The sequence below is a fragment of the Acidimicrobiia bacterium genome (genome assembly GCA_041393965.1).
Classification (GTDB): Bacteria; Actinomycetota; Acidimicrobiia; order Spongiisociales; family UBA5794; genus UBA5794.
Genome location: JAWKJB010000003.1, coordinates 1 through 25,729, shown reverse-complemented (window position 1 = coordinate 25,729; position 25,729 = coordinate 1). Strand labels below are relative to the sequence as shown.

Annotated in this window: 29 protein-coding genes; 4 read left to right on the top strand and 25 right to left on the bottom strand. The window is 64.0% G+C overall.

The window, feature by feature from the left end:
- The 4 genes from hutU to R2823_08780 all read right to left on the bottom strand — a co-directional run bounded on the left by hutU (position 1) and on the right by R2823_08780 (position 6,223).
- Positions 1-1,683 (bottom strand): urocanate hydratase, encoded by a 1,683-nt coding sequence (gene hutU, locus R2823_08795; protein MEZ5176286.1) that lies wholly within the window; start codon positions 1,681-1,683, stop codon positions 1-3.
- Positions 1,680-3,215: a histidine ammonia-lyase gene (gene hutH, locus R2823_08790; GenBank protein MEZ5176285.1), complete on the bottom strand. Its 1,536-nt coding sequence runs from the start codon at positions 3,213-3,215 to the stop codon at positions 1,680-1,682. Before hutH ends, hutU begins: the two co-directional genes overlap by 4 nt.
- A 42-nt stretch (positions 3,216-3,257) precedes the next feature.
- Positions 3,258-3,632, bottom strand: coding sequence for a hypothetical protein (locus R2823_08785; GenBank protein MEZ5176284.1), 375 nt, complete (start codon positions 3,630-3,632; stop codon positions 3,258-3,260).
- A 74-nt stretch (positions 3,633-3,706) separates the two neighbouring features.
- Complete coding sequence (locus R2823_08780; protein ID MEZ5176283.1) at positions 3,707-6,223, bottom strand: M1 family metallopeptidase; 2,517 nt, start codon at positions 6,221-6,223, stop codon at positions 3,707-3,709.
- A gap of 188 nt (positions 6,224-6,411) precedes the next feature.
- On the opposite strand from R2823_08780, the gene R2823_08775 reads away from it, so the two are divergent.
- Complete coding sequence (locus tag R2823_08775) at positions 6,412-6,555, top strand: DUF2277 family protein (GenBank protein ID MEZ5176282.1); 144 nt, start codon at positions 6,412-6,414, stop codon at positions 6,553-6,555.
- A gap of 21 nt (positions 6,556-6,576) precedes the next feature.
- On the opposite strand, the gene R2823_08770 is transcribed toward R2823_08775, so the two are convergent.
- From R2823_08770 to ccmA, 9 genes are read right to left on the bottom strand one after another with little or no spacing between them, the layout of a single operon-like run.
- Positions 6,577-7,179: a TlpA disulfide reductase family protein gene (locus R2823_08770; GenBank protein ID MEZ5176281.1), complete on the bottom strand. Its 603-nt coding sequence runs from the start codon at positions 7,177-7,179 to the stop codon at positions 6,577-6,579.
- Positions 7,172-7,939, bottom strand: a complete 768-nt coding sequence (locus tag R2823_08765) for a tetratricopeptide repeat protein (protein MEZ5176280.1) — start codon at positions 7,937-7,939, stop codon at positions 7,172-7,174. Before R2823_08765 ends, R2823_08770 begins: the two co-directional genes overlap by 8 nt.
- Positions 7,936-8,340 carry a cytochrome c-type biogenesis protein CcmH gene (locus tag R2823_08760; protein ID MEZ5176279.1) on the bottom strand — a complete coding sequence of 135 codons (405 nt, stop codon included), beginning with the start codon at positions 8,338-8,340 and terminating at the stop codon, positions 7,936-7,938. Before R2823_08760 ends, R2823_08765 begins: the two co-directional genes overlap by 4 nt.
- Positions 8,333-10,351, bottom strand: coding sequence for a cytochrome c-type biogenesis CcmF C-terminal domain-containing protein (locus R2823_08755; protein MEZ5176278.1), 2,019 nt, complete (start codon positions 10,349-10,351; stop codon positions 8,333-8,335). Before R2823_08755 ends, R2823_08760 begins: the two co-directional genes overlap by 8 nt.
- Positions 10,348-10,758, bottom strand: a complete 411-nt coding sequence (locus R2823_08750) for a cytochrome c maturation protein CcmE (protein ID MEZ5176277.1) — start codon at positions 10,756-10,758, stop codon at positions 10,348-10,350. Before R2823_08750 ends, R2823_08755 begins: the two co-directional genes overlap by 4 nt.
- Positions 10,755-10,880 (bottom strand): hypothetical protein, encoded by a 126-nt coding sequence (locus R2823_08745; protein ID MEZ5176276.1) that lies wholly within the window; start codon positions 10,878-10,880, stop codon positions 10,755-10,757. Before R2823_08745 ends, R2823_08750 begins: the two co-directional genes overlap by 4 nt.
- Entirely contained in the window at positions 10,880-11,617 is a 738-nt protein-coding gene (ccsA, locus tag R2823_08740) for a cytochrome c biogenesis protein CcsA (GenBank protein MEZ5176275.1), read from the bottom strand. Before ccsA ends, R2823_08745 begins: the two co-directional genes overlap by 1 nt.
- Positions 11,614-12,285: a heme exporter protein CcmB gene (locus tag R2823_08735; GenBank protein ID MEZ5176274.1), complete on the bottom strand. Its 672-nt coding sequence runs from the start codon at positions 12,283-12,285 to the stop codon at positions 11,614-11,616. Before R2823_08735 ends, ccsA begins: the two co-directional genes overlap by 4 nt.
- Positions 12,282-12,941, bottom strand: coding sequence for a heme ABC exporter ATP-binding protein CcmA (gene ccmA, locus R2823_08730; protein MEZ5176273.1), 660 nt, complete (start codon positions 12,939-12,941; stop codon positions 12,282-12,284). The genes R2823_08735 and ccmA overlap by 4 nt, the downstream gene beginning before the upstream one ends.
- A gap of 127 nt (positions 12,942-13,068) precedes the next feature.
- Between ccmA and trxA the strand changes: the two genes are divergently transcribed.
- A complete protein-coding gene (gene trxA / locus R2823_08725) occupies positions 13,069-13,452 on the top strand; it encodes a thioredoxin (GenBank protein MEZ5176272.1) in 384 nt (127 codons plus the stop codon).
- 18 nt (positions 13,453-13,470) lie between these two features.
- On the opposite strand, the gene R2823_08720 is transcribed toward trxA, so the two are convergent.
- Positions 13,471-13,860: an HNH endonuclease gene (locus R2823_08720; protein ID MEZ5176271.1), complete on the bottom strand. Its 390-nt coding sequence runs from the start codon at positions 13,858-13,860 to the stop codon at positions 13,471-13,473.
- A 16-nt stretch (positions 13,861-13,876) separates the two neighbouring features.
- A complete protein-coding gene (locus tag R2823_08715; protein ID MEZ5176270.1) occupies positions 13,877-14,470 on the bottom strand; it encodes a hypothetical protein in 594 nt (197 codons plus the stop codon).
- 352 nt (positions 14,471-14,822) lie between these two features.
- On the opposite strand from R2823_08715, the gene R2823_08710 reads away from it, so the two are divergent.
- Positions 14,823-15,104, top strand: coding sequence for a transposase (locus R2823_08710; GenBank protein MEZ5176269.1), 282 nt, complete (start codon positions 14,823-14,825; stop codon positions 15,102-15,104).
- Positions 15,105-15,427: 323 nt separating this feature from the next.
- On the opposite strand, the gene R2823_08705 is transcribed toward R2823_08710, so the two are convergent.
- Complete coding sequence (locus R2823_08705; protein ID MEZ5176268.1) at positions 15,428-16,666, bottom strand: IS256 family transposase; 1,239 nt, start codon at positions 16,664-16,666, stop codon at positions 15,428-15,430.
- A gap of 196 nt (positions 16,667-16,862) precedes the next feature.
- Positions 16,863-17,924, bottom strand: a complete 1,062-nt coding sequence (locus R2823_08700; protein MEZ5176267.1) for a helix-turn-helix transcriptional regulator — start codon at positions 17,922-17,924, stop codon at positions 16,863-16,865.
- Positions 17,925-18,044: 120 nt separating this feature from the next.
- Between R2823_08700 and R2823_08695 the strand changes: the two genes are divergently transcribed.
- Positions 18,045-18,332, top strand: a complete 288-nt coding sequence (locus tag R2823_08695) for a hypothetical protein (GenBank protein MEZ5176266.1) — start codon at positions 18,045-18,047, stop codon at positions 18,330-18,332.
- A gap of 204 nt (positions 18,333-18,536) precedes the next feature.
- Here the strand turns inward: R2823_08695 and R2823_08690 are convergent, their stop codons facing one another.
- The 8 genes from R2823_08690 to R2823_08655 all read right to left on the bottom strand — a co-directional run.
- Positions 18,537-19,409 carry a hypothetical protein gene (locus R2823_08690; GenBank protein ID MEZ5176265.1) on the bottom strand — a complete coding sequence of 291 codons (873 nt, stop codon included), beginning with the start codon at positions 19,407-19,409 and terminating at the stop codon, positions 18,537-18,539.
- Complete coding sequence (locus tag R2823_08685) at positions 19,406-19,885, bottom strand: sigma factor-like helix-turn-helix DNA-binding protein (GenBank protein ID MEZ5176264.1); 480 nt, start codon at positions 19,883-19,885, stop codon at positions 19,406-19,408. Before R2823_08685 ends, R2823_08690 begins: the two co-directional genes overlap by 4 nt.
- Before the next feature lie 78 nt (positions 19,886-19,963).
- Positions 19,964-20,332: a hypothetical protein gene (locus tag R2823_08680; GenBank protein ID MEZ5176263.1), complete on the bottom strand. Its 369-nt coding sequence runs from the start codon at positions 20,330-20,332 to the stop codon at positions 19,964-19,966.
- Positions 20,304-21,623 (bottom strand): hypothetical protein, encoded by a 1,320-nt coding sequence (locus tag R2823_08675; GenBank protein ID MEZ5176262.1) that lies wholly within the window; start codon positions 21,621-21,623, stop codon positions 20,304-20,306. The genes R2823_08680 and R2823_08675 overlap by 29 nt, the downstream gene beginning before the upstream one ends.
- A gap of 162 nt (positions 21,624-21,785) precedes the next feature.
- Positions 21,786-22,079, bottom strand: a complete 294-nt coding sequence (locus R2823_08670; protein ID MEZ5176261.1) for a hypothetical protein — start codon at positions 22,077-22,079, stop codon at positions 21,786-21,788.
- Between the two features lie 399 nt (positions 22,080-22,478).
- Positions 22,479-23,591, bottom strand: coding sequence for a YaaC family protein (locus R2823_08665; GenBank protein ID MEZ5176260.1), 1,113 nt, complete (start codon positions 23,589-23,591; stop codon positions 22,479-22,481).
- Positions 23,591-23,902: a M48 family metallopeptidase gene (locus R2823_08660; GenBank protein ID MEZ5176259.1), complete on the bottom strand. Its 312-nt coding sequence runs from the start codon at positions 23,900-23,902 to the stop codon at positions 23,591-23,593. The genes R2823_08665 and R2823_08660 overlap by 1 nt, the downstream gene beginning before the upstream one ends.
- Positions 23,899-25,729: type I restriction endonuclease subunit R (locus tag R2823_08655; GenBank protein ID MEZ5176258.1), on the bottom strand; the 1,831-nt coding region annotated here is incomplete at its 5' end. The genes R2823_08660 and R2823_08655, both read right to left, overlap by 4 nt.

Here is a 25,729-nt window from a genome sequence, read left to right as displayed (position 1 = left end):
TCAGCGGTCAAGCATCGGGATCCGGACACCGCGACGGCGGGCAACATCGATCGCGAGGTCGTACCCGGCGTCAGCGTGGCGAATGACACCCATCCCCGGGTCGTTGGTGAGGACGCGTTCGATCCGCAGCGCAGCAGCGTCGGTACCGTCGGCGACGACCTGCGCACCGGCATGGATCGACTTGCCCATCCCGACGCCCCCGCCGTGATGGACCGCAACCCACGCAGCTCCCGACGCCGTGTTGAGCAGCGCGTTGAGGATCGGCCAGTCCGCAACGGCATCGGACCCATCGCGCATCGCTTCGGTTTCCCGGTACGGGGAGGCCACCGAGCCAGAATCGAGATGGTCGCGTCCGATGACGATCGGAGCCGACACAGCTCCGGTGCGGACGAGGTCGTTGAAGGCGATGCCTGCCCGGTGGCGTTCCCCGTAGCCGAGCCAGCAGATGCGCGCGGGAAGACCCTGGAACGCGACACGCTCCTCGGCCATGTCGAGCCACCGGCGCAGCGCCACATCGTCGGGAAACAGCTCTCTGAGGGCGTCGTCGGTGGCCCCGATGTCGGCCGGGTCACCCGACAACGCGATCCACCGGAACGGGCCGAGACCTTCACAGAACAGGTCCCGAATGTAGGCGGGGACGAAGCCGGGGTAGGAGAAGGCGTCGGCGTAGCCGCCTTCGACAGCTTCCCCACGCAGGTTGTTCCCGTAGTCGAACACTTCGGCGCCTGCGTGTTGCCAGCCGACCATCGCCGCACAGTGCGCTGCCATCGATGCCCTCGCGCGACGGACATATTCGGCGGGTTCCTCGGCACGAAGGGCGTCGGCTTGCGCGAGGGTCATGCCAGCGGGGATGTACCCGTTGAGCGGATCGTGCGCCGAGGTCTGGTCGGTGACGATGTCGATGTCGGTCCCGCGGGCGAGGAGGTCCGCGAAGACATCGGCTGCGTTGCCGACAACCGCGATCGATGTCGCTTCGCCCGCGGCCTTCGCTTCGAGCGCCGCTGCCACCGCGCCGTCGAGGGTGTCTGCGACCTCGTCGACATAGCGGGTGTCGAGCCGCTTGCGGATGCGGTCGGGGTCGATCTCGACGGCGAGGCACACGCCACCGTTCATCGTCACGGCGAGTGGCTGCGCCCCGCCCATCCCTCCGAGACCGGCGGTGAGCGTGAGCGTTCCGGTGAGAGATCCTCCGAAGCGCTGGTCGGCGATCGCCGCGAAGGTCTGGTAGGTGCCTTGGAGGATGCCTTGGGTCCCGATGTAGATCCACGAACCTGCCGTCATCTGCCCGTACATCATCAGGCCGGCTTCCTCGAGGTCCCAGAAGTGCTCCCAGTTCGCCCAGTCCGGAACGAGGTTCGAGTTCGCGAGCAGGACCCTCGGCGCCATCTCGTGTGTGCGGAACCGACCGACCGGCTTCCCCGACTGGATCAGGAGCGTCTCGTCGTTGTCGAGGTCGACGAGCGACTCCACAATGGCGTCGAAAGCGTCCCAGTTCCGAGCAGCTTTCCCCCGCCCTCCGTACACGACGAGGTCCATCGGGGCCTCAGCGACCTCGGGGTCGAGGTTGTTGAGGAGACACCGGAGAGCGGCCTCTTGGAGCCAGCCTTTGGCGGTGAGGTCGGAACCCGTTGGTGCCGACACGGTCCGGGGGCCGGTGCCGTATGCGAATGCTGCGTTGGTCATGGTGCTCCGATCCGGCTGAATGCCCCGGTCTCGATGAGGTTCGCAATGGCCTCCATGTCAGGGCCGGGCGGTCGGTCTGCGACGAGGGGTTTGCACACCGATCGGACGAGGTTCTTCACGGTTGCGGTACCGGGGGCGAGGGCCGCCTCGCGCTGTTCGGCGCCTTGGGCCGCACACATCAGTTCAACGGCGATCACACGGGCGGTGTTGGTCAGGATCGTGTTGAGCTTCGTTGCGGCTCCCCACCCCATCGACACATGGTCCTCCTGGAGGCCCGAGGTCGGGATCGACTCGACCGACGCAGGGTGGGACAGCACACGGTTCTCAGCAACGATCCCCGCTGCGGTGTACTGGGTGATCATGTACCCGCTCGACACGCCGGGCTCGGTCGCGAGGAACGGTGTGAGCCCGCTCGATCGGTCGGGGTCGAGGAGGCGATCGGTCCTTCGCTCGGAGATCGAGCCGAGCTCGGTCACGGCGATGGCGAGGAAGTCCAGCGCGAAGGCGAGCGGCTGGCCATGGAAGTTCCCGGCAGAGATGACATCGCGATCGTCTGGGAACACGATCGGGTTGTCGACAACGGACCCGAGTTCGATGCCGAAGACCGACTCTGCGCGGGCGATCGTGTCACGGACCGCACCGTGGACCTGGGGGGCGCACCGGAGGCTGTATGCGTCCTGGACCTTGTGCGTGAAGTCGTCGTGATGCATCTTGGAGATCTCGGATCCTTCGAGGAGCCTGCCGATCCTTGCCGCCGATTCGGTCTGTCCGGGATGTGGCCGGAGGGCATGGACCCGATGTTCGAATGGTCGGGTCGACCCCATGAGGGCCTCGACGCTGAGGGCGCACGCCGCATCGTTCGCGTCGACGAGCTGGCGGGCACGGTGCACGGCGAGACAGCCCATTGCGAGCATCCCTTCGGTTCCGTTGAGCAGCGACAATCCCTCCTTCGGCCGGAGGGCGAGTGGCTCGATCCCGGCAGCTTCGAGCACGGGACCCGACGGCACGGGACCGTCGTCGGACAGCACGAGACCTTCGCCGATGAGGGGGAGGGCGAGATGGGCGAACGGTGCGAGGTCGCCGGATGCCCCGACGGATCCCTGCGACGGAACGGCGGGGAGGATGCCGTTGCGTAGCAGGTCGATGAGGGCTCGCACGACGGCGGGGCGCACACCGGAATGGCCCTGCGCAAGGGTGCGTGCCCTGCACAGCAGCATGGCACGGACGATCTCGGCGGGCATGAGTTCACCGACCCCTGCCGCGTGGCTACGGATGAGGTCGTACTGGAGGTCGGTCGCCCGGTCGGGCGGGATGTGGGTGCTCGCGAGAGCGCCGAATCCGGTCGTGATGCCGTAGACGATCCGGTCGTCGGCCACCACCCGGTCGACGAGCTCGGCGGCGGGCGCCATGCGTTCGTCGAGCCCGTCCCCGACAACGACTTCGGCGTCCCCGTACGCAACAGCGACAACCTCGTCGATCGTCAGCGGCGACCCATCGACAACGACCTGCACCGGCTTCCTTCCCGCGAGCATTCGGATCGCAGACTAGAACCACCAACGGCGACCGGGGGACCGTCAGCCGACGAGCGTGACGATGAGGCTGAAGATGGCGGTCATCCCAACCATCGACCAGACCGTGTTGCGCGTGTAGAACCGCTGCTGCTCGATGATGATGTCATACATCTCCCCGATTCGCGATTCGAATCGGTCGAAACGCTCCTCGAGACGGTCAAAGCGCCCTTCCAGCCGATCAAGACGCGACTCGAGCGCGTCAAGTCGCGACTCAAGCGCGTCGAAGTGGGTCTCAAGGCGAACGATGTCGCCACGGGTGGCGGCCTCGTCATTGGCGCTTGTCGGGAGATGGGCCATCAGCGTGTCCGCGTGCTCGGTTCCCAGCACATCCTCAAGTCGAGCATACAACGCATGACGGGCCGAACCAGCGAAGGACATGTCGCGAGCATGCCACATCGCGCGGTCCGCGACCAGAGGGCTGTACCTTGGCAGTAGCGGGCGATCGAATGAGGCTATGTGGAGGTGCCGCGGAGTGCGTCGCCGAGGCGGGTGCTTTCGCGTTCGCGGAGCCCGACATTGACACGGAGGAGCTCGAGCTGCTGGCTCGTCGCGAGTTCGACACCGGGGATGGGATGGTCGCCGAGCCAGCGTTCGATCCTCGGCGCGATTTCGGGTTCGGAACGGTTCGGAATCAGATCGAGGATTCGCCGCTTGGTCACCGGTGGGATCACCGCGAGGGCCGCCTCCCAGTGCTTTTCGATGAGTCCCCAGATCATCGGGCCGTTCTCACGGTGCCCGATCAGCAAAGCGAGCACCCAGAACGAGTCCTGTGTCCTGACCTGGCCTTCGAGCACCATGTGGAACAGCCGCTCGGCCGCTTCCGGGTCACGGATCTGGGTCGCTGCTCGCAGATACTTGATGGTGTGCTGCGGGTTGGTTGCGTTCTTGGACTTATCGATCAGCTCGTCGAAGCGTTCCGCGCCACTGTTGGCTGCGACGATCATCAAGGCCGCGTCGATGATCTCAGCATCCGTGTTGTCGCCCCCGTCGTACACATCGGTGGCAGTCGCGATCGTAGACGGATCCGCACCGAGGTTCCCGAGCGTGCGCAGCAGAAGACCCCGCATCTGGCGGACACGGTCCGAGTCGCCTTCTCTCGCCGCCCAGCCGAGCTCGCTTGCCTTCGGCGAGACCAAGCGCCGCACATAGGCTTGGAGCTCGGGGCGGTCGTCGGTCGCGATGACCCGGTCGAGGGTGTCGATACCGGACAGGGCGATCGACCACACATCGACCTCGTCCTCGTCCCTCAACCGGTCGACGAGATCGAGGTACTTTTGGGCGCGCATGTCCCCTTTGAGCATCGCCGCTTGAGCATCTGACACAACCGAGTAGCGCTCGATCGGGTCGAGGTTCGGGAGTCGTTCGATGATCCCCGCGAAGAGATCGTCGGCGTATGCGACCCGGTAGAAGCCCTCGCCTCCGGCATCGACGATGAGGTCGTCCGCCGCGTCGATCGTGACGGGTTCGTCCCCGACGACGACCTTCCCCTCCCCCGTTGACGACGAGTACAGGACCGGAACCTGCCAGATCCCTTCGCCGGACCCGATCAGCCGGAACGGTTCCTGCGTCAGCGAGAACCCGTCACCTTCACGGTTTACCGACAGCCGCGGATACCCCCCTTGGAGGATCCATGTGTCCATGATCTCGCCGACCGGCTGGCCCGATGCCGCTTCGAGGCACACCCACAGGTCTCGTGCATCGGTGTTCCCGTAGCGGTGCTTCTTGAGGTACGCGGTGACACCTGCTTGGAACGCGTCCTCGCCGATGAAGCGTTCGAGCATCCGAAGCACCGTCGAACCCTTCTGGTATGTCAGGACATCGAACATGGCGTTCGCCTCGTCCGGTGATGCGACCTCGAACTCAACCGGGCGGGTCGATAAGAGGGCATCGACTTCCTGGCCTGCGGTCCGCATCGCAGCAAACGACAGCCACCGCTTCCACTGCGGTTTGTAGGCGTCGACGCATTTGATCTCAGCGAAGGTGGCGAACGCTTCGTTGAGCCAGATGCCGTTCCACCACTTCATGGTGACGAGGTCACCGAACCACATGTGCGCGATCTCGTGCGCGATCACATCGGCGACTCGGGTCCGCTCTGCCTGGGTCGCCGTTGCCGGGTCGAGCAGCAGGGCGGTTTCGCGGTAGGTGATGCAGCCGAGGTTCTCCATGGCGCCGAATGCGAAGTCAGGGATGGCGACCATGTCGAGCTTGTCGCCCGGATACGGGATGTCGTAGTAGTGGGCGAAGAAGCGAAGCGCATGGGTACCCATTTCGAGCGCGAAGTCGGTGAGGTGGGAGTTGCCGGGAGGGGTGACGATCCGCAGGGGCACGCCGTCGACATCGACGGGGTCGGTCGCCTCCAGTTCCCCGACGACGAACGCCACGAGGTAAGTCGACATCTCGATGGTGTCGGCGAAACGGATCGCGACCTTGCCGGAGTCGAGGGTGGTGCGGGCGACCTCGCCCCCGTTGGTGACGGCGGTGAGGCCATCGTCGACGACGAGCGTTGTCTGGAAGCTTGCCTTGAGGTCGGGTTCGTCCCAGCACGGGAACGCACGGCGGGCGTCGGTCGCTTCAAACTGGGTTGTCGCGATGGTGTGCTCGTTGCCGTCGGCGTCGGTGTACACCGACCGGTAGAAGCCACGGAGGTCGTCGTTGAGGATTCCGGTGAATTCGATCCTCAGTACCGCCGGGCCGGTCGGAAGCGGCGACTCGAGCGTGATGGTCGCTCGCTCGGCCTCCGCGTCGAGGGTGACGGTGCCGGTGTGTTCGGTGCCATCGGTGGCGACCGTTGCCGATTCCAGATCGAGCTCGATCGCGTTCAGCACGATCGTCGGGGTCGGTTCGATGACCTCGATATCGATCGCCACGACACCCGAGAAGGTCGCTGCCGTGAGATCGGGTTCGAGGGTGATTGCGTAGTGGACGGGCAGCACCGTCCGCGGTAGGCGATAGTCGGCTTCCGAGGCCATGATCCCTTTCAGGATTGCTGTGGCAGCGATGCTAAGGCCCGGCACTGGCGTAGCGCCCGGAATGCTGACTGTCCGAGGGCACAGCGTCTGCGGGCCGGCCGTACGATGGCGGCTCGACCGAGGAGAGGCGCATGTGCAGATCGATTCACCGGCTCAGGGACGGACAGGTCATCCACGACCGTGCGGCGATGGAGGAAGCCGCCCGGCAGTATGTGCGGAAGGTCTCGGGGTTCACACGCCCTGCCTCCCACAATCGGGAGGCGTTCGATCGGGCGGTGGATGAGATCACCGGCGTCACCGAACGCCTGATGGAGGCCTTGGAGGTCCGGTAGCGCACCGCCGCCGGCTGGCCGTCACCGGTTTTCGACATCCCCGGTCACGACATCATCGATGGCGTCGCCGACGATGATCCGGTCGATGGTTGCGCTCAACAGCTCGTAGCTGATCGGTCCCGAGACCTTGCCGACCACGATGCCTTCCCGGTCGACGAAGAAGGTCTCGGGGAGGCCGAGGACGCCCCATGCGAAGGCGGTCGCCGATCCTTCGTCGACGGTATAGACGGTCTGCGGGCTTCGTCCGAGTTCGTCGAGGAACGCTTCGGCGCGGTGCTGGTCGTCCTGGTAGTTGACGGCGATGAAGGTGGTGCCGAATGCCTCATACTCGGCAGCGGCGCGCGTGAGGGCAGGGTGCTCGGTGCGGCAGCCGAAACACCACGACGCCCAGAAGTTGACGACGACGATGTCACCGGCATAGTCGGCGACCGAGATGTCCCCTGAACCGTCCATGAGCGCGATCGGGTTGGTCGGCGCGGGCTTGTCCTTGAGCGGCGAGTTTGTGATGCCCGGGTCGGAACCGAACCGCGACGCGAACACCGTGGCGAGGACCACGAACACGAGCCCGCCGGCGATGGCGACCCACACCATCTTTGAGCCACGCCCGGTTGTGGGCTCAGCCATCGGGCGATTCGATCTGGCTGATGAGTTCAACGGCGCGGTCTTTGATGTCGGTCGGGGTCTCATCCGCTTCCGCGACGGCGACGAGGTGGACGATCGCTTCGTCGCCGCGATCGAGTGCCACATAGATGTTGGCCAGGTACCACTTCGCAACGAGGTAGGTCGGGTCCCGTTCGAGTGCCGCTTCGACATAGGCGACAGCAACATCGGGATAGCCGCTGAGGTAGGTCATCCATCCGACATTGGCGAGGGCTTCGGGGTGTTGTTCGTTGTCGAGGATGACGAAGTAGTGGTCGAGTGCCTTGTCGAATTCGCCCGCCTCGAAGTACCTCCGTGCAAGCGCGAGCCGCATCGGGACGACGCTCGGGTTCTGGGCGACGACCTGTTCCATCTCCTCGTTCGAGATCGTCGAGAGGTCGCGCCCGTTCCCGTCGGTGAGGACCTCCTGGGCGACGCCTTCGAGGCCGGTCGTCCCGTCGCCGGCGAGGGACACGACGGCGAACACCGCGATGGCGACGACCGCCACGCCAACGATCCCGATGCCAGCCTTGGCACGCCGGGTGAGGGCACCACGCGCTGCCGGCTCGTCGTCTGGTTCGGTGCTTCGCGCATCGATAAGCGTTCCGAGCCGTGCCGTGTACTTGTCCGTGAGCTCGGCGGCGGTTGCCTCGTCGATGTCCCCCTCTGCGAGCTGTTCTGCGACCTCGGCGATCTCACGGTTGAGGTCGTCGATCTCTTCGATGGTGCGGTCGTGGCGTGTCATGGTCGCCCGGATGCCCGTTTGATGCCGACCACCGCGACGATGCCGCCGATGAGGGCCGCGACAGGGATCGCCCACAAAGCGAGCTGCCATCCGCTGGTCGAGGTGTCGAGGATGTAGGCATCACCGAAGTTGGCGGCAAACTCGTCGAGGATCTCGTCGTCGGTCGCGCCGGCTTCGATTCGTTGCGCGATCAATGCCCGGTAGTCGGCTGCGACCGCCGAACCGCTGTCTGCGAGCGATTCCCCGCTGCAGAACGGGCACTTGATCGATGCTGCGAGCGCTTCGACGCGATCGTCGACGGTCGGCGCGGAGCCGGTGCCTCCGGCGAGCCCGACGACGATGATGCCGAGCGCGATGGCGCCAACCGCAATGGGAAGCAGGGTCTTCATTGTGTCATTCATGGGTGGCCCCTTGTGCCTGTGAGGGCTCTGACGCTCGCCGGTGTCGTGCCGGTTTCCGCATCATCGCAAGGCCACCGCCGGCAACGATCACCATGCCACCGAACCACAGCAGCCACTGGTACGGGAAGATGAACACATTGAGCAGCACCGACTCCGGTGTGCCGCCGGCGAGGCCGACATACACATCGCTGCGCAACGATGTCCACACATCGGGGGTGCCGACGGGCTGGGAGACCCCCGGGTAGGTGTTGACACTTGGTTCAAGGCGTGCCCGCTGGTCGGAGCAGGCCTCGTCGAGGACGAGGATCGACACGCCGCTCACCGTGCGGTGCGCACTGACCCTTTCGAACGGCGCCACATACGACAGGCAGTGGCCACCGACGACGGCGGTTCCGCCTTGGTCGATCTGGACGGTTTCTCGCACGGCGAGCCCGCTGGTGGTTGCAAGCGCGATAGCGACGAGCGCCACACCGAGGTGCGCAACCTGGCCGCCCCAGTAGCCGGGATCGTTCGACGCGACCTTGCCCATCGCAGCGAATACCGGCTCTGGCCGTGCGCCGACGACCTCTGCGGAGCGGATGACAAGTGCTGCGATGACGAAGACGGCGACGACGAGGGTCACGAGGACACCGACCGAGTCGAGACCGGCTACGACCGCGACGGCGCCTGCGGTGAGCCCCGCGGCGATGGCCCACCGGAGCCGCTTCCACAGCACCGTTCCGGTCGCGACCCGCCACGGGGCCACCGACCCGATCCCGATCGTGAGGAGCAAAAGGAGCGCGAGCGGGACCGCCGCCTTGTCGAAGAACGGCCTCCCAACGGCCACTTCGTCCCCGGCGATCGCTTCGACGATGAGGGGATACATAGTGCCGAACAGGACCGTGAAGGTCAGCACGGTGAGGAGCAGGTTGTTGGCGAGGATGAAGCCTTCCCTCGACACGAGCGAGTCGAGGCGAGGCGCTTGGGAGATGTCGGGAGCGCGCACGGCGAACAGGGCGAGAGATCCGACGACCACGATGAGGAGGAAGGTCAGGATCGACGGGCCGACCGCAGACTGGGTGAAGGAGTGGACCGATGCGATGACCCCGGACCGTGTCAGGAAGGTGCCGAGGATCGTGAGCGAGAACGCCGCGATCACCAGCATGAAGTTCCACGCCTGGAGCATGCCCCGGCGCCGCTGGACGAGCGCCGAGTGCAAGAACGCGGTCGCGGCGAGCCACGGAAGCAACGCGGCGTTCTCGACGGGGTCCCACGCCCAGTAGCCGCCCCATCCGAGGACCTCGTATGACCACCACGCCCCCAAGAAGATGCCGGTGGTGAGGAACACCCACGCGATGAGGGTCCAGCGGTGGGTTCGGTCGAGCCACGACGCGCCGGTTTCCCTGAGCCACAGGGCGGCGATCGCGAACCCGAACGGCACGGTCATCCCGACATAGCCGACATAGAGCATCGGCGGGTGGACCGCCATCAGGATGTGGTTTTGGAGCAGCGGGTTCGGCCCGAGCCCTTCGGCGGGCGCCACGGTCGACGCAAGCGGCCACCACGAGTCGTTGGCGCAGACGCCGCCAACGACTTCGGTGCACACCGCGAACGGATTCGCCGCAACGGCCATGAGCCCGAACCAGAACACGGCGACGCCTCCCATGACGGCGAGCGCAGCAACCCCGAGGCGGTCCTGTGACGCCCGGGAGCGGTACACGAGCCAGATGAAGACGGCGAGCATGAGTGCCCACAGCACGACGGATCCTTCGAGCGCGGCCCAGCCACCTGCGAACAGGAAGATCAGCGGTGTGGTGGTCGCCGTGTTGTTCGCGACATAGGCGATCGAGAAGTCGTGGGTCAGGATGCCGATCTCGAGGAGGACGAACGCAGCGACAGCAGCAGCGACGAGGACCCTGATCGGGACCGCGACGGCCGACCGGTCACCGGCTGCCCTCGCTCCCTTGACGGCGAGGGTGACGGCTGCCCCGAGCCCGACGAGGATCGCCGCGTAGCCTGCGGTGGCGATCATGCGTCGCTACAGGCGTGGCGTTCCGTGTCGTAGTGCTCGTCGTCTGAGCGGTACTGCTCGTCGTGTTTGACGAGCATCGTGTCCGACGCGAACACCGTCCCGTCCCATGTTCCTTCCACGACCACGCCGATGCCTTCTTGGAACAGCTGGGGAGGAACACCGGCATGGACGACGGTGACGCTCGTGTCGCAGTCGGCAACGGTGAAGGTCACAGTGGTGCCGCCGTCGATCACCGAATCGGGCATGACCCGTCCACCGAGCCGCAACCGTTCCGCTGACGGCGACCGTTCGAGGACTTCGGCCGGTGTGGAGTAGTACACGAGCGATGCGGACAGGTTGACGAGCAGGACGACGAGGACGACGACGATGATGCCTGCGGGGATCAGGAACCGGGCGTACCGCTTCATTTCCCGAGCTTCTCCCGTGCCTTGTTGATGCGCGCCGCGATCGATGCGGCGAACACCACGAGGCTGATGTAGGTCGCCCCGAAGGCGAGCCCCACCCAGTTCCACTGCTCTGCGGTGTCCATCAGGACTCACCTCCGAGCGACGGTGCCGTCACGGCCGAGCCTGCGACGGGCGCGGCGTCTGCGTGTTCGGCGAGGAGAACCTGGTCTTGGAGCTTCCCGAGTTCGACGAGTTTGAACATCATCGCGACATACATGACGGTGAACATCGCAACGGCGACGAACAGCGTGATGACCATGGGTGTGTCCATGTCGACCGATGCGGGTTTGAGCAGCGACGGGGTCTGGTGCAGGCCCCGCCACCACACGACGGAGAAGTGGACGAGCGGTATCTGGACGACGGCGAGCACGCCCAGGATGGCGGCCCGGCTCGCCCTTGCTTCGAGGTCGTCGGTGGAGCGGCGAAGGGCGAGGTAGCCGAGGTAGACGAAGAACATGATCGCGGTGAGCGTGAGGCGGGCGTCCCATGTCCACCAGACTCCCCAGGTCGATTTCCCCCAGATCATCCCGATGACGAGAGTCATGCCGGTGAACAGGACACCGACTTCAGCCGAGGCGGCGGCGATGCGGTCCCATGTGAGGTTCTTCTTCCACAGGTACAGGGCCGAGGCGAGCATCGTGACCCCGAACGAGACATAGGCGAGCCACGCGGCCGGCACATGGACATACAGGATGCGGGAGAGCTCTTGTTGGACGGCGTCGGGCGGGGGGACGAACGATGCGACGAGGGTCACGATGCCTGCGGCGCCCATTGCGTACCATGGCCAAACCGGGCTCGGGATCTGCTGCGGGGTGCTCATCCGGTCTCCTGGAGGGCTCTTGCGGAAAGGATCCCGGCGATCGCCAGAACCAGCGAGATGACGACCAGCATCAGGATCCACGCGAGGATACTCTTGCCAAGCCGTAAGCCTTCGAAGGACTGGGTTGCTGCGATCAGCAGCGGGACCGACATGGGAGCCACGATGAGGGGGACGAGGGCGGTGGTCGATCGGCCCGTTGCGACGATTCCCGCAGCGATGGTTCCGAGGAGCGAGAGCCCGGCTGCGACGAGCAGCATGATGACAGGGATCCACGCGGGTTGGGTCAGCTCGACATCGTAGAGCACGACGGTGAGGACGCCGAGGACGACTTCGAACAGCACGAGCAGCACGAAGTTGGCAACCGCGGTGCCAACAAAGGCGGCGGCGGGATCCATACCGGTGAGCGCGACCATGTCGCGTTGGGCGACCGAGTCAGAGGTGGTGCGTCGCACAGCGATCAGGACACCGAAGAGCATCACGACGACCCAGAACATCCCGATCCCGACGCTGCGCAGCGTCGGCGTGTCGGTCCCGATGGCGATCGGGACGAGGAGGAGGGCAACCGCCCCGAACGGCAGCGTGACCCACGCGACCTCTCCGGATCGGCGTTCGCGCAGAAGGTCGCGCCGGGTGACGGTCATGGCCTGAGCCGTGAACGAAGCACTCATGTGCGGTCCCCGCCGGCGATCGTGCCGTTTTCGATCGTGAGGATCCGGTCGGCGAGACCCCGTACCCGGGTGTGGTCGTGGGAGACGAGCACTGCCGCCCCGCCTCGCTCGACGGTTCGATGGACGAGCCTGTCGACGAGGTTCACGGCGTCGGCGTCGAGGGCCGAGTGGGGCTCGTCGAGGAGAAGCAGGTCCGGTTCGGTCATGAGCACACGGGCGAACTCGGCTCTGCGCTGCATCCCGTGGCTGCAACGGTCGGCCCTGCGGTCCCTTGCAGCGCCGAGACCGACCGCTGCGAGCCACGCATCGACATCGGCATCCGCGATGCCCATGGCGTCGGCGATGAAGGAAAGGTTCTCGAAGAGGGTGAGTTCGGGGTACCACCCTGGGGTGTGGCCGATGTAGCCGATGCGGGATCGCACCTGGAAGCGGTCGGGGCTGTTGAGGTCTGCGCCGAACACCGAGCCGGTCCCGTGTGACGGTCGGGTCATCGTCGCGATGAGCCGCAACAGGGTGGTCTTCCCTGCGCCGTTTGCACCGAAGAGCCCGACGGCCTCACCGGGACCGACCGACAGGTTGATATCGCGCAGGATCGGGATCGAGCCTGCACGCACCGCAACGCCCGAGAGCGACACAAGGGTGGTGGTTTCCGACACTGACGGCAGGGTACCGACGGGCACGACCCAGCAAGCGTCGGCCGGTAGTCAAGCGGCACGGCGCAAGGAATATGCCGCCGGCACCCAGCGTTCCATCGTCGAAGCACTATTCAGGGAGCAATCAACTGTGGCAACCATCGATATCACCAAAGACACGCTTGTGGAGACGATTGAAGGCAACGACATCGTCCTGATCGACTTCTGGGCCGAATGGTGCGGTCCGTGTCGTTCGTTCGCGCCAACCTACGAGAAGGTGTCAGAGCAGCATCCCGACATCACCTTCGCCAAGGTCGACACCGAGGATCAGCAAGAGGTTGCGCAGAACTTCGGTATCCGCTCGATTCCAACCCTCGTCGCCTTCCGGGAGAACATCGGCGTCTTCTCCCAGCCCGGAGCCCTTCCCGAGGAAGCCCTCGAGCACCTGATCGCGCAGATCGAAGACCTCGACATGGACGCGATCCGCAAAGAGATCGCAGAGGAACAGGACCAGGACACGCCTTCCCGCCGCTGACGGCTGCAGCGTTGGTCGTCACCTCGATGGTGGCGGCCCGCGATGGTTGAGCGGCCGGATGAGGCGACGCTTGTGCGGTGGTGATTCGGTGTCGATGCGAAACCCGTTGCCGTGGATCGCGACATGATGGTGGTACCAGCACAGGGTGGTCAGGTTCGATGGATGGTGTGTGCCGTGTTCGGATCGGGGAATGATGTGATGCGGTTCAAGGCGGTATCGGCTGTTGCAACCATCGATCGTGCATCCACCGTCGCGAAACAGCACCGTATCGCGGATCGCCGGAGGGATCGCCCGGGTTGCTTGTGACGCGAAGACCGGTTCGTCGCCGTCCATTCCGACAGCCCGGACGGTCCCACCACAGAGAACCGCTTCGAGCACATCGGGACCGACCCGTGGACCGAAGGCCACCTCCACAACCGGACCATCAGAGGCGGGGATCCCGTTGACTGCCCATCGGTTCGAGCATCGACGGTTCGGGCGTCGACAAACACGGTGATGTGGCCCAACGACCCGCCGAGGACCCGACATCTGATTCTCCAGGGTCGCTTTCGAGGGAGTCTTGCAACATGGCAACCAACGCATCAGCCTGACGCTGCGCCCTCGTCGATGCCTCGGCACCTGGAATCAGACGCAGTTCGTCGGCTTTCTGAGTGACTGCCTTGTCAACGATCCTGCCCATCACCCCCGACAAGCGCCCCGAAACGGTCCACGCTGATTCGTCAAGAGTTGGCTGAACCGAAAAGTACCGCTCAGCGAACACTCTGCGCTCATCAACCGGCTCCGTCCGACGCCGCCGTGCAATGAGCTTGCGGACCTGCTCGAGGTTCATCGACCTCGTATCCCTCGCCTCATGCTCTGACATGCCGGTGGAGATCAGCTTGTGGGTTGCCACGGCCCGATCAAAAGTGGTCGTGGTTCCAAGGTCTCGCTGCACATTGCGGCCGGTATCCCTGCCGCCTCGTGCTGCAACCACAAGGGCCCGGGCGGTTTCACGGCTGACATCGAGATGCGACTGCAACCACTCACCAAGCGTACGAGACGCATCACTGCGATGCGCCTTGGCTTTGTCCAACTCGTTGACAAGACACGCCTGCCACGCTCGGAGCTCACCAATCCGGCGCTCAATACCAACCAAACGGGCCTCAATATCTGAAATCCTATGAGGACCAAACAAACTGCTCATACCAAACAACATATCAGCCCGGTACGACAGGAAATGAGCAGCGAAAGCTCGAGATGGAGCCATCAGCCTGACCGTCCGAGGGCAGTGTCCCGTTGAGTGGTGTAAATGAGGTTGTGCCTCTCTGGAGTTGACCCGGTTTGTTGGACACCCGATCCTGGGGTGAGTCTCAGGGGAAGGGAGCCCTTCGATGGGTCGTCCAAGCAAGTATCCGGAGGAGTTCCGGAGGGAAGCTGTCGAGTTGTATCGGTCGTCTGACCGTCCAAGGGTCGAGGTTGCTCGGTCGTTGGGGATTTCGGATAACACGCTTGCAGCGTGGGTCAAGGCGGCTCGTGCCGAAGCCGAGTCGGGTCTTGATCCTGATGAGCGTGCTGAGCTCGAGCGGCTCCGGAAGGAGAATCGAGAGTTGCGTCTGGATCGGGAGATCCTCCGCAAGGCGGCAGCGTATTTCGCTCGGGAGACGAACAGGTGAGCCGACGGTTCGTCTCCGAGCATGCCGATCGGTATCCGGTCACCAGGCTCTGTGCACTTGCTGGGGTGCCTCGTTCAACGTTCTACGAGTGGCGGAGCCGGGAGCCGTCCCAACGTGACCGCGACGACGCTGCACTCACCGTTGAGATCGTCGATATCCATACGGCGTCTCACGGCACCTATGGGGCACCGCGGGTCTGTGGCCAGCTACGGCATCGAGGCATCCAGGTAGGCCGCAAGCGGGTCGCCGCGACTTCACCGCCGAGGCAGTGTCCCGTTGAGTGGTGTAAATGAGGTTGTGCCTCTCAGCGGTTGTTTGTCATGTTAGGCGGCGGGTAGTTCTGGTGTGTAGGGCGCGTTGACCTCCTGTGGTGGTTGTCCGATTTGGTTCATGGATCCTTCTGAGAGGTAGCGGCGTTCGGTGGTTTGCCATTCGTCGTGGGTTTCAGCCAGCACGGCACCGACGAGGCGGATCACGGATTCGTCGTTGGGGAAGATTCCTACGACCTTGGAACGACGTTTGATCTCTTTGTTGACCCGCTCGAGCGGGTTTGTTGAGGCAATCTTTGACCAGTGTGGTTGCGGGAACTCTGCATACGCTGTGACATCGTGTTCCGCATCGGTGAGGAGTTCGGCAGCTTTCACATATCGGGTTTCGAGCATCGAGGCGACCTGCCGGAGTTGGGTACGAGTCGATTCGGCGTCTGGTTGTACGAAGATGGTCCGCACGGTTGCTCCGATCATCTGTTTGTGACTCTTGGGGATGTGAGCCATCAGGTTGCGCAACAGATGCACTTTGCATCGTTGCCACGCTGCGCCTTGGAACACTCGCCCGATGGCGTTTTTGAGTCCGGGGTGGGCGTCTGAGATCACGAGCTTGACACCGCCAAGACCCCTGTCTTTTAACGATCGCAGGAACTGGGTCCAAAACACCTCGTCTTCTGAATCGCCAACATCGAGGCCCAACACTTCCCTGTTTCCGTCCGAAGCGACACCGGTTGCGATCACTACAGCCCTTGACACGACGTGGTGATCGACGCGGGCTTTGACATAGGTGGCATCGAGATATACGTATGGGAATCCCAGGTGATCCAGTGACCGGGTACGGAACACGGCAACGTGTTGGTCGATCTCGCCACAGATACGACTGACAGTGGATTTCGACACCCCGGTGTCACAACCGAGCGCTTTGACGAGATCATCAACTTTCCTCGTCGAGGTGCCCGTGACATACGCTGTCATAATCACCGCCCACAAGGCCTTGTCGACCCGGCGGCGGGGTTCAAGAAGCGACGGGAAGAACGACCCGGCCCGCAGCTTCGGGATCCGCAACCCGACATCGCCTGCCTGAGTCGACAAGGCACGCTCACGGGTCCCGTTGCGATAATTCGAACGAGACTCGGTGCGTTCGTGGCGCCCGGCACCGATCTGGGCAGTCACCTCGGCGTCGATCAGGTCCTGGAGCGTTTGTTCTAAAAGGCCCCGGAACAGCTCTTTGGTGCCGTCATCACCGAAACGTGCAAGCACATCAGCAAACGTTGAGGCATCATCATGGTGGGTCATCGTGTGGCATCTCCTTACGAGCTCGTGGATGAACTCGCTGAGAGTCACACGGTGACCCCTTCAAGAAAAGGACCTACCCAATTTCCACCACTTCACGGGACACATACCCGTCCGAGCCTGGACTGTCGAGGGAATCGCCTCGACTTCGTAGGCACCTACGCCACCTGCGAGCCGAGCAAACTCGAAAGCCGACCCGTCACTGCCCGAGGCCGCGGGCGAGCAGCTCGCGCCGACTGTGGGTGCCGGTCTTGCGGAAGATCGACTTGAGATGGTCCTGAACGGTGAGCTCTCCGAGGAACATCCGCTCCGCCACCTGACGGGTGTCGCCTCCGTCGCGGAGATGACCGACGAGCTCGGCCTCTCGTGGTGTCAAGCCGAAGACGCGGACGAACAGAGATAGACGTTCGAGCGGAGCCGACGGCTCGACACTCACCGCCACGGCCGCCAGCACATCATCAGCGGAGAGCCCGATCCGCGAGGCCCGCAGAGTGAGCCACGGCCCACCCGACACATGCACCCGCGCCCACGGTGGATGGTCGTCGACACCCGCCTCTCGAGCCAGGAGCTGGGCGGCAACGTTGTATGCGCCCGCCGGGACCGGGGCTGGCACCGAGTCATCCGGCAGCAGCCAGCGCAAGTAGGACGGCGTCTCGGGAGTCTGCGCGTTCACCACGAGATCCGGCGAGAGCATCAACACTATGGGTCCGACCCGATCGGTCCGCCGTACCGTCTCATCGAATGTCGAGGCGAGCGCTCCCCGCAGCGCCGCCGTCAAAGGCTCGGCGACACGGGCGAGGATTGCCACTTCCTCTTCCGAGAACGGTGAGTGCGGCGGCATCCGCCACAAGTCGAGAAACCCCCAACACCCGAAGCTATCCCGAAACACCACCCCGGCGATGTCGATCACCCCGTGGTCGCTCAGGAGCTCCCGCCACACAAGGCTCTCCGCCAGGTTTCCTCCTGTGGCCATCGCCAGGCTGGAAGCCGGTTCGACGAGATGCGTCCACCTGTTCGTCGCCGTCCCGTACTTCAGCCGGATGAGCCGCGGAAGGTCCCAGGGCGAGAACGGCACATCCGCCACGGGCGAGGATCCCACCTCGCTCTCAGGATCCGTCGAAACCCACACATACGCATCAAACGGCACCAGGCGCCGGATCTCGTCGAGCAGCGCCACCTTCACCGAACGCTGATCCAGTCCCGCTGCGGCGAGCGCCCGAAAACGGGAAGAGATTCGGACACCAGGATCGACGCTCCTCATCCCGAAAAGCTAGCTGTCATGGCCACGAACCTGCCGCGCAACCCAGGAATTTGGGATAGGCCGCCCGACACCCGGCAGATACCGTAGCGACAGTGTCACCACCACACCGAGGAGAGAACAATGACCACCCTGCACATCGAACACCCGATCACCGACTACGCCACCTGGAAAGCAGCATTCGACCGCTTCACCCCGGCTCGCAAGGAAGCTGGCGTCCGAAGCCACCGAGTCCACCGCCCAACCGACGACCCGGCATATGTGATCGTCGATCTCGAATTCGACGACACGGCACATGCGGAGCGTTTCCTGCAGTACCTCCAGACCCAAGTGTGGTCCTCGCCCGAGACCTCACCAGCATTGATCGGCACACCCAGGACCGGACTCCTCGAACTCACCGCAACCGGCTGACCATTCGGACGCGAACCCGCAGCTGATCTCCGCAGCAACGATCAGATGTGTCCGGGGACCGCACCTCGGCGATCGTCGAAGGCGGATCGAGCGATCCACCTCAACCTTACAAGTACGGCGCGCTTCGACCTCTGCCCCAACGCGGCATCAGGTCGCCATGGCAGCCGTATCCCGAAATGCCTCTCCCCCACCGTCGCAACGGGATCATCTGTCCCCATGTTCCTTGCCTCTCCCCAGTGGGTCTTTCCAATTCTCGTGACCTTCGAGGAAGGTTGCCTCGTCACGGATCAGGACCTTGCCGTCCGCGTCGAGTGCAACGAGTCGTGCGGCGGCGAGCGTGTCGGGATCGGCGACCTGGAAGAATGAGGTGCGCGCGACAGGTCGCTGCCAGTAGCTCGTTCCGTCGGGCAAGGTGATCTGAACAACTGCAGCGTCTTTCGGGAGCTGTGACCAGACAAGCCAGCCATCGACAACCGGATCTGAGCTCGTCCCAACTTGAGGTCGATCTGTCACGGGGCAGTAGCCGCCTCCGGTCACATCGGTCCCGTTGCCGAAGAAGATGCACACCTCACCGGTGTCGAGCACATTGAGGGCAAGTTGGGCCGTTTCGATATCGCCAAGATACACAAGCACGGAGGCTCGGAGGGCGTTGCGTTCGAGCGGGTTCGACGATGACGGGACGACGAGATGGGATGCTTCTTGCCGCTCGAACATGACTTCGGTGCCCAAGGCTGAGGTATCGAAAGCCGGTTCCGGTCCGAGCGATCCGAGATAGACGAGGGCGCCGCGTGACTCCACCGGTTCCGGCTCGACGGGTACCTCGTAGCCGTCTGATAGCACCAGATAGGTATCGCCACGACTCCCTGCAATGTGCATCGGATCCGGGCCGGAGGCGAGCGTGAACAACGGCGCCACAGCAACAACGATGGCGAGCAGTCCGCCGACGACCATCGACGCATTCCTGAGCCTGCGGCGATGTCCGCCACGCCGAACAACAGCATTGAGATCCCCGGATCGGGTGGGAACAGAGTCGACGATCGTTTGGACATATGTGCGTGTGGCCTCATCAACAGTCATAAGCCCATCTCCTCTCTCAGCCGTTGCAGGGCGCGGTGGAGACGACTCTTGACCGTGCCAGGACGGATCTGGAGTGCATCCGCTATCTCACGCGCCGACCAATCGAACGCACACGCAAGAACCACAACTGCTCGTTGCTCAATCGACAGCGCATCGAGTGCCGACGACAGCCCCGGTTCAACGACGGGTTCACCACCTATGGGTGGGTCAACGAGTTGTGGCAGCAGCCTCTGCTCACGGCCTCGCCGCCGCAGTCGATCCACCGACCATCGGTATGCGACTCGATATACCCAGCCCTCGGGGTTGTCCATCTCGCGTACCGTTCGCCACTTCACATAGGCGCGGACCATTGCCTCATCGACAGCCTCTGACGCAAGTTCCTGATCACCAAGCGTTGCTGCCAGAGGCCGATACACACTCAACCAGGAGCGGCGGTAGAACACCTCGAAGTCGACGGTCGGCCGGAGCTGCTCCATCGGCACAGGTTCTGTCCTTGTCTCCACACAAGGAGGACGAACAACTCCGTGAATCGGTTCCATGAGAACACACCGATGCTACAACGAGCGCTGTATCCGGCGCTGTGGATTCGTGGTGTTGAGGTAGTTTGGTCGGAAGTTTCCCGACAGGGGCCTCGGTCGCTTTTCACCGCGCCGCAAAGCCCCGCCCTGGATGGTTACGAGGACTTCACCACAGGCGGGGATGTCGCCCTCGATCCCAACCTTCTCAAGGAACGGCCCGAACTCGAAGACACCATCTGCCAAGGTCGTGGGCGTTGCAGCCCTCATCGTCGTCAAGGTCCACAAGATCGACGATCGCGCCGAACGGTCGGATCGCCCGCCGATCCTCCGATCCTCGCGGTCGAGGCGTGGTAGGACCCGTGTCACCACATCACCGTCACGGTCGTGATCGAGGTCCGGTCGCATTTACCCGGATCTGCTCCAGAAGAGTGGCCTCACCGAACCCCGTCAAAGTTGTGATCGGGGACCGCCAGTCGTAGCCGCACTCGATCCCGCCGAGAACCGTGAGCGGCCGACGTGTCTCCCACCAGGTCGAATTCACCGCGCTGGCGTCGGGGGGCTCGCCGCCTGTCTGCCATCCTGCTTCGGCGACGATGGCGGTCGCCTGTGACTCCAGCTCTCGATCATGCTCCTCGCCCTCGAGGAAAAGCAGAGTGAAGGCCTCGGCCACCGCCCGGGGCCATTCCCCGTCGCTCAACCCGGCGGCGGTCACTCGCCACGCCACATGCGGATCATCACGCATGCGCTGACCCAGCCGGGAAAGCCGCAGGTCCGGGCCGCGTCGCCGCACCGCGCCCAGCCTCCGCAGCAGATGGTGTAGTTCGTGAACCTGGACGACGTCCACCTCGCTGCGCGGGGCCCGGTCGGTCCACCCCAGATCCCAGGAGAACCGCTCCCAGCCCTCTCGCACCATAGCGGTCGGCAGGTATCCGGCCTGGGTGAGCAGGGCCCCCTCGTCGACCCGATCGAGGAACCACGTGATCGGCTCCATCCGGTCGGCGATGTCAGCCGGCACCGGAATCGGGTGCAGCAGCTGGTTGACGTGACGGGAGCGCAGGCGATGCAGGGCCGGACTGTGGCGCTCCACCCGACTGAGCCAGGCGTCGAGGCGCTCGGTCACGATGGCGGTGCGGTGCGTCTGCCCCGGAAGGGTGGGATGGGCGGAATCCAGCACCGCCCTGGTGATCTCGCGCGCCACTGACTTCCAACCACGTGCCCCCGGAGTCAGTGTTCCTTGTGATATCGCCTCCTCCAGGGCCCGCTCGGCCGTGACCTGGGCGACCGCTTCTTCGACGCCCATCACGTCACCCCACGCAAAGCCCTCCAGATCAGGGGGATCGACACCGGACCGCTCGGTCGCTTTGCGGAAGGCTTTGAATCCTCTCTGGCCCGACACGGCATAGGCGTCGAGAATCTCCGCCGTCTCCTGGCTCTGGCACACGGCCGCGTATTGTGGCAGGTCGAGCCGACCGAACAACTCGGCAGCGGCAGCGAGCACCCGTCTGTGTCGATCGGCAGAGCCGAACCACTTGAGTGGCAGGCCGTACCAGGCGAAGCGTTGCACGCTTGCCAGATCGATGACATCGACACCCTCGCCCGCCGTGAGCCACTCGGCGACTGCTTCGGCATCGCGCCCACGGTCGGGATCTGTCGCCCCCATCTCGGCCAAAACCCGTTGCAGGAGATCGTCTTCCATTGATCTAAAGAGAATACCGGGCGCCTCGAACGGCGATATGGTCGACGCGTGGGTCGGCTCAACGCCCGGGGTAGTGCTTGTACTTCGACCCTGATCCGCAGGGGCATCGCTCGTTGTGGCCGACCTTCTGACTGGTCGCGTGCGGACGCGCGGACAACCTGGCTACGAACTCGGTCTGCTGTTCTCGACCCTTCGTTCATCCTCCCAGCGACGGAGACGCTCGCCCCAGCCGCGCAATCGCTCCTCAATGGCGTCGACGCTCCGCTCACGGTTCGCGGTCTCTACTTCCCGATCGGCAGGCTCTTCTTCGGCGACGGTAGCGAAGACAAGCAAATCTCCGTCGCTGAACTCGCCAAGGACGCTGACCAGCCCATGGTCGATGAGCGCGTGCGTGTGGTTTGAAAGGGGGTCGTGCGCGAGGCACATGAGTTGCGGAGCTGGTGCCGGGTCGCGCATCGTGCGGGTCGAGTGAAGGCGTGCCCTCGTCGGCGTTCGGCTCCTGGCCGTGTGGTACAAGGGTCTTCGCAGTGGGCGCTACTGGGATCGAACCAGTGACCTCTGCGGTGTAAAGGTCGTTCCGCGGGTTTCGGCGACCGGCGGGAAACCTCACGAAGTGGAAATGGTCTTTGGCCTAGCGTGGCGACGGCGAAGGGAGATCTCCCATATCCCCGCGGCGACTCATCGACGAGGTCACCACTCTTGACCAAGGCCAGCCGTACGAAACTCTGCTCGATTCCGACCAGGGGATTTGCCACGTATTGACGCTCATCGATTCGCGTCGTTTCTCAGCAAAACGCGTCCTATGCGCCCCTGGCATCGAGCTCCAGCATCCAGCCGCAAGCCTTGGCCGGGCCGTCAGACGGCTACGTGCTCCTCCCTCGTGATCCTGCTCGCCACTCCGAGAAGGAGACCCTGGCATGCACGATCGATCCACCCCGAGAAGAGCCAGAAGTGCTTCGTCCCGCGCACTCGCTCGGCATCCTGTGGTCGATAGCGGACGATCGTCGACAGCTGGTGCAGGACCGCGAAAGTCACAGCCTCATGCGACAACAGGCTCGAGCGTGGACTGAGAACCAAGTACCGCTGGTTGCCGGGCACGTACCGATTGGAAGCAACCAGGCTGCCGTCGAATACGGTGCACAGATCGGCGAGAACCTCCGAGAGCTTCTTGTTGTAGGAGAACGCCTTCTTCGATTCGTACGAGAACGTCGGAAGGTCAGACGACACGAGCCTGAAGGCTTCTCCAAAGATTCGGGCTCTTGTCGGCAGGCTCTCTGGACCGATGTTTCGCTGCCGTAGTTCGTGCCCATTAACTTCGACGCGAATCCAGCCCTGCTTGCCGCCAAACAACGCAAAGCAATCCGCCACCGGCAACAACTTCGGGGCCTCATCATTCGCATCCGCGTACAGGTCGTAGCCATCAGGGAGATATGGCATCAGATCGACAATGCGCATCTCATATCCCTTGGCCCAGCAGAAGCCGCGACCGGTCGCCTGGGCCAGTTGCCGGAACACACCCGAATCACGAACACGGACCACTTCTTGCTGGAAGAAATACCGGGACTTCCGTGCGAAACCGCTGGTCAGGCCATGGTGGACGAAGTCGGGCGTGGTGCTGTTCGGATCTACGGCCGTCAGATACGCCTTCGCGAGATTGAGCGCGAAGTAGTAGCCACTCAGCGGTTTGGCGATCGGATCGACCGTTCCGATGGTGGCGTAATACTGCTGCGCTTGGACTACGTACGCCGAGAACCGCCGTCCAGCCTGAACGTCCAGCTTGATCCCGTGCTTCCGCTCAAGCCGTCGATAGCCATGCGGCTCAATGGCGAGAGCATTGAGCGACGCCCACAGCTCTGAGTCACGGTTTGAGGGAAGTAGTGACCGCCTGAACGGAGCGACGCCGGCGACAATGGGCCTCCCGCCCGAAGCCGCCGGGATCCCATCGCGACTCTGGGGCGGTCTTCCCATCAGCTACCTGCGGTCTCGGCCCGGATTCCAAGGTGAGCCCGTACCAGGTTCCGGAACAGTGGGCCGTGGTTGCCGATCTTGAGGTGGACCAGTTCGTGCACGATGACCTCTGCTCGTTTCTGCGGCGGCTCGGTCAGCAGATCCGTATCGAACGTGAGGCGCCCTGCCGACGAGGCTGATGCCCACTTGCGCTTCATCGGGCGGAGGTGGATCTCCTTCGGCTCCACGCCGATCTGGTCCGCCCACCGGCGAACGTCGGCCTTGAACAGATCGGCCGCTACCCGCTCCTCGAGTTTCGACAGCGGGCTCATACATCGCTCCGCTTCAGTACATCGATGATGCGACCGACCAGGTCGGTGGCTTGCTCGACGGTCATCGCCGGCAGCAGCTGCTTGTACATCTCTTTGCGGACCTCGGCCTGCTGCTTGTGGCTTGCCCGCCAGTGCGGGTAGTCCTTGAACGTGGCTTCCATGGCCCTGCCGATGTCGAGCGACTCGTCGACATCCTCCCGATTGAGGAGCCACGCCACAGAGAACGCTTCCATGGACATCCCCGACTCGTGCCGCTCCTGCTCGGCCGATTGGGCCTCCTCCAGCAGAGCGGTGAGTTCCTCCAGCGCCCGCTGGGCGTCGATGAGCCGTTGCTCGAACGCTTCGGCGATCTGTTCGGCCCGCTCTCCGATCGGGATCAGGTAGGGCTGCTGAGGCCCCTTCTCCCGGGCCTGTTGTTCCAGCACCTTGACCAGGTTGAAGACCTTGACGGTGTCGGGCTTGTCGGTGTCGGTCAGCATGTCGAGGATCCTTTCGTCGAGGACGTACACGTCCTCCGGATCCATAATGCGACCTGTGTGTGTCATTTCTTGGACCAGCTCGGCGGTCTTGCGCAGGAAGCTCTTGCCCACCGGCAGGTGTGGCTCGAAGGTGGCTCGCAGCAGTCGGTAGATCTCCGACAGCTTGCCGAAGTCCTCGACGTACGGCCGCAGGAACGGGTCCGGTGACAGGATTTCGTACAGCTCCTCGGCTTCCCTGTAGAACGAGTAGAAGCCTTCCCGATCCTCCGGGTCCCGGAACGCCTCGATGAACGCTTCGACCTTCTTGTCGCCGCCTAAGTCCTGGCCGATGTCGAGATACTCGCTGCGAGCCTCGCCGACCAGCTGCTCGAAGCGGACTCGCAGCACCTCGAGGTCCTCCACGATGCCGCCGACGTCTTCGGAGTCGAACGCCAGCGCCTTCTCCAGATTCTCGAAGATGCCGACGTAATCGACGATCAGTCCGTTCTGTTTCCGCCGTCCCTCGTCGTCCTCATAGGGACGGTTCACGCGGGCGATGGCCTGCAGGAGCACGTGGTCCCGCATCGGCTTGTCGAGGTACATGCCATACAGGATCGGAGCGTCAAACCCGGTGAGAAGCTTCTCAGTGACGATGAGGATCTTCGGAAGCTCATCGGGCTTGCGGAATGCCTTGCGCACCGCCCGCTCAGCGTCGTCGGACAGATGCCACCGAGCCAGATCGGGCGGATCGTTGTGTGCGGACGAGTAGACAACCGTTGACCACTCAGGTGGGAGGTGCTTGTCGAGTTCGCCCTTGTAGAGGGCGCACGCCTCCCGATCGACGCCGACGAGAAACGCCTTGTAGCCCATCGGCTCGATGGTCTCGGTGTAGTGCTTGGCGACGTGGGCAGCGACCTTGCGGATGCGATCGGGGTTCTTCAGCATGTTGCGCAGCGTCACCGCCCGCTTTAGCACCCGGTCGAGTTCCTCGACGTCGGCCACGCCCTCCGTCTCTGCGAGTGCCAGGAACTCGCGCTCCAGCACCTCCTTCTCAACCCGCAGCTCGTTGGGCGCCAACGTGTAGTGCAGCGGGACCGTCGCTCCGTCGTCGATCGACTGGCGAATCGAATACTTGTCCAGATACCCCCGTGGGTCATCGCCCCCGAACACCTTGAAGGTGCCCTTGCCGTAGGCGGTCTTGTCGATCGGCGTCCCGGTGAACCCGAGGTAGGTGGCGTTGGGTAGTGCCCCCATCAGGAAGTTGCCCAGGTCCCCGGTGGTGGTTCGATGCGCCTCGTCGATGAGGACGAACACGTTGTCCCGGCCCACCACGTCCGGCGGCATGTCCTCGAACTTGTGGATCGTGGAT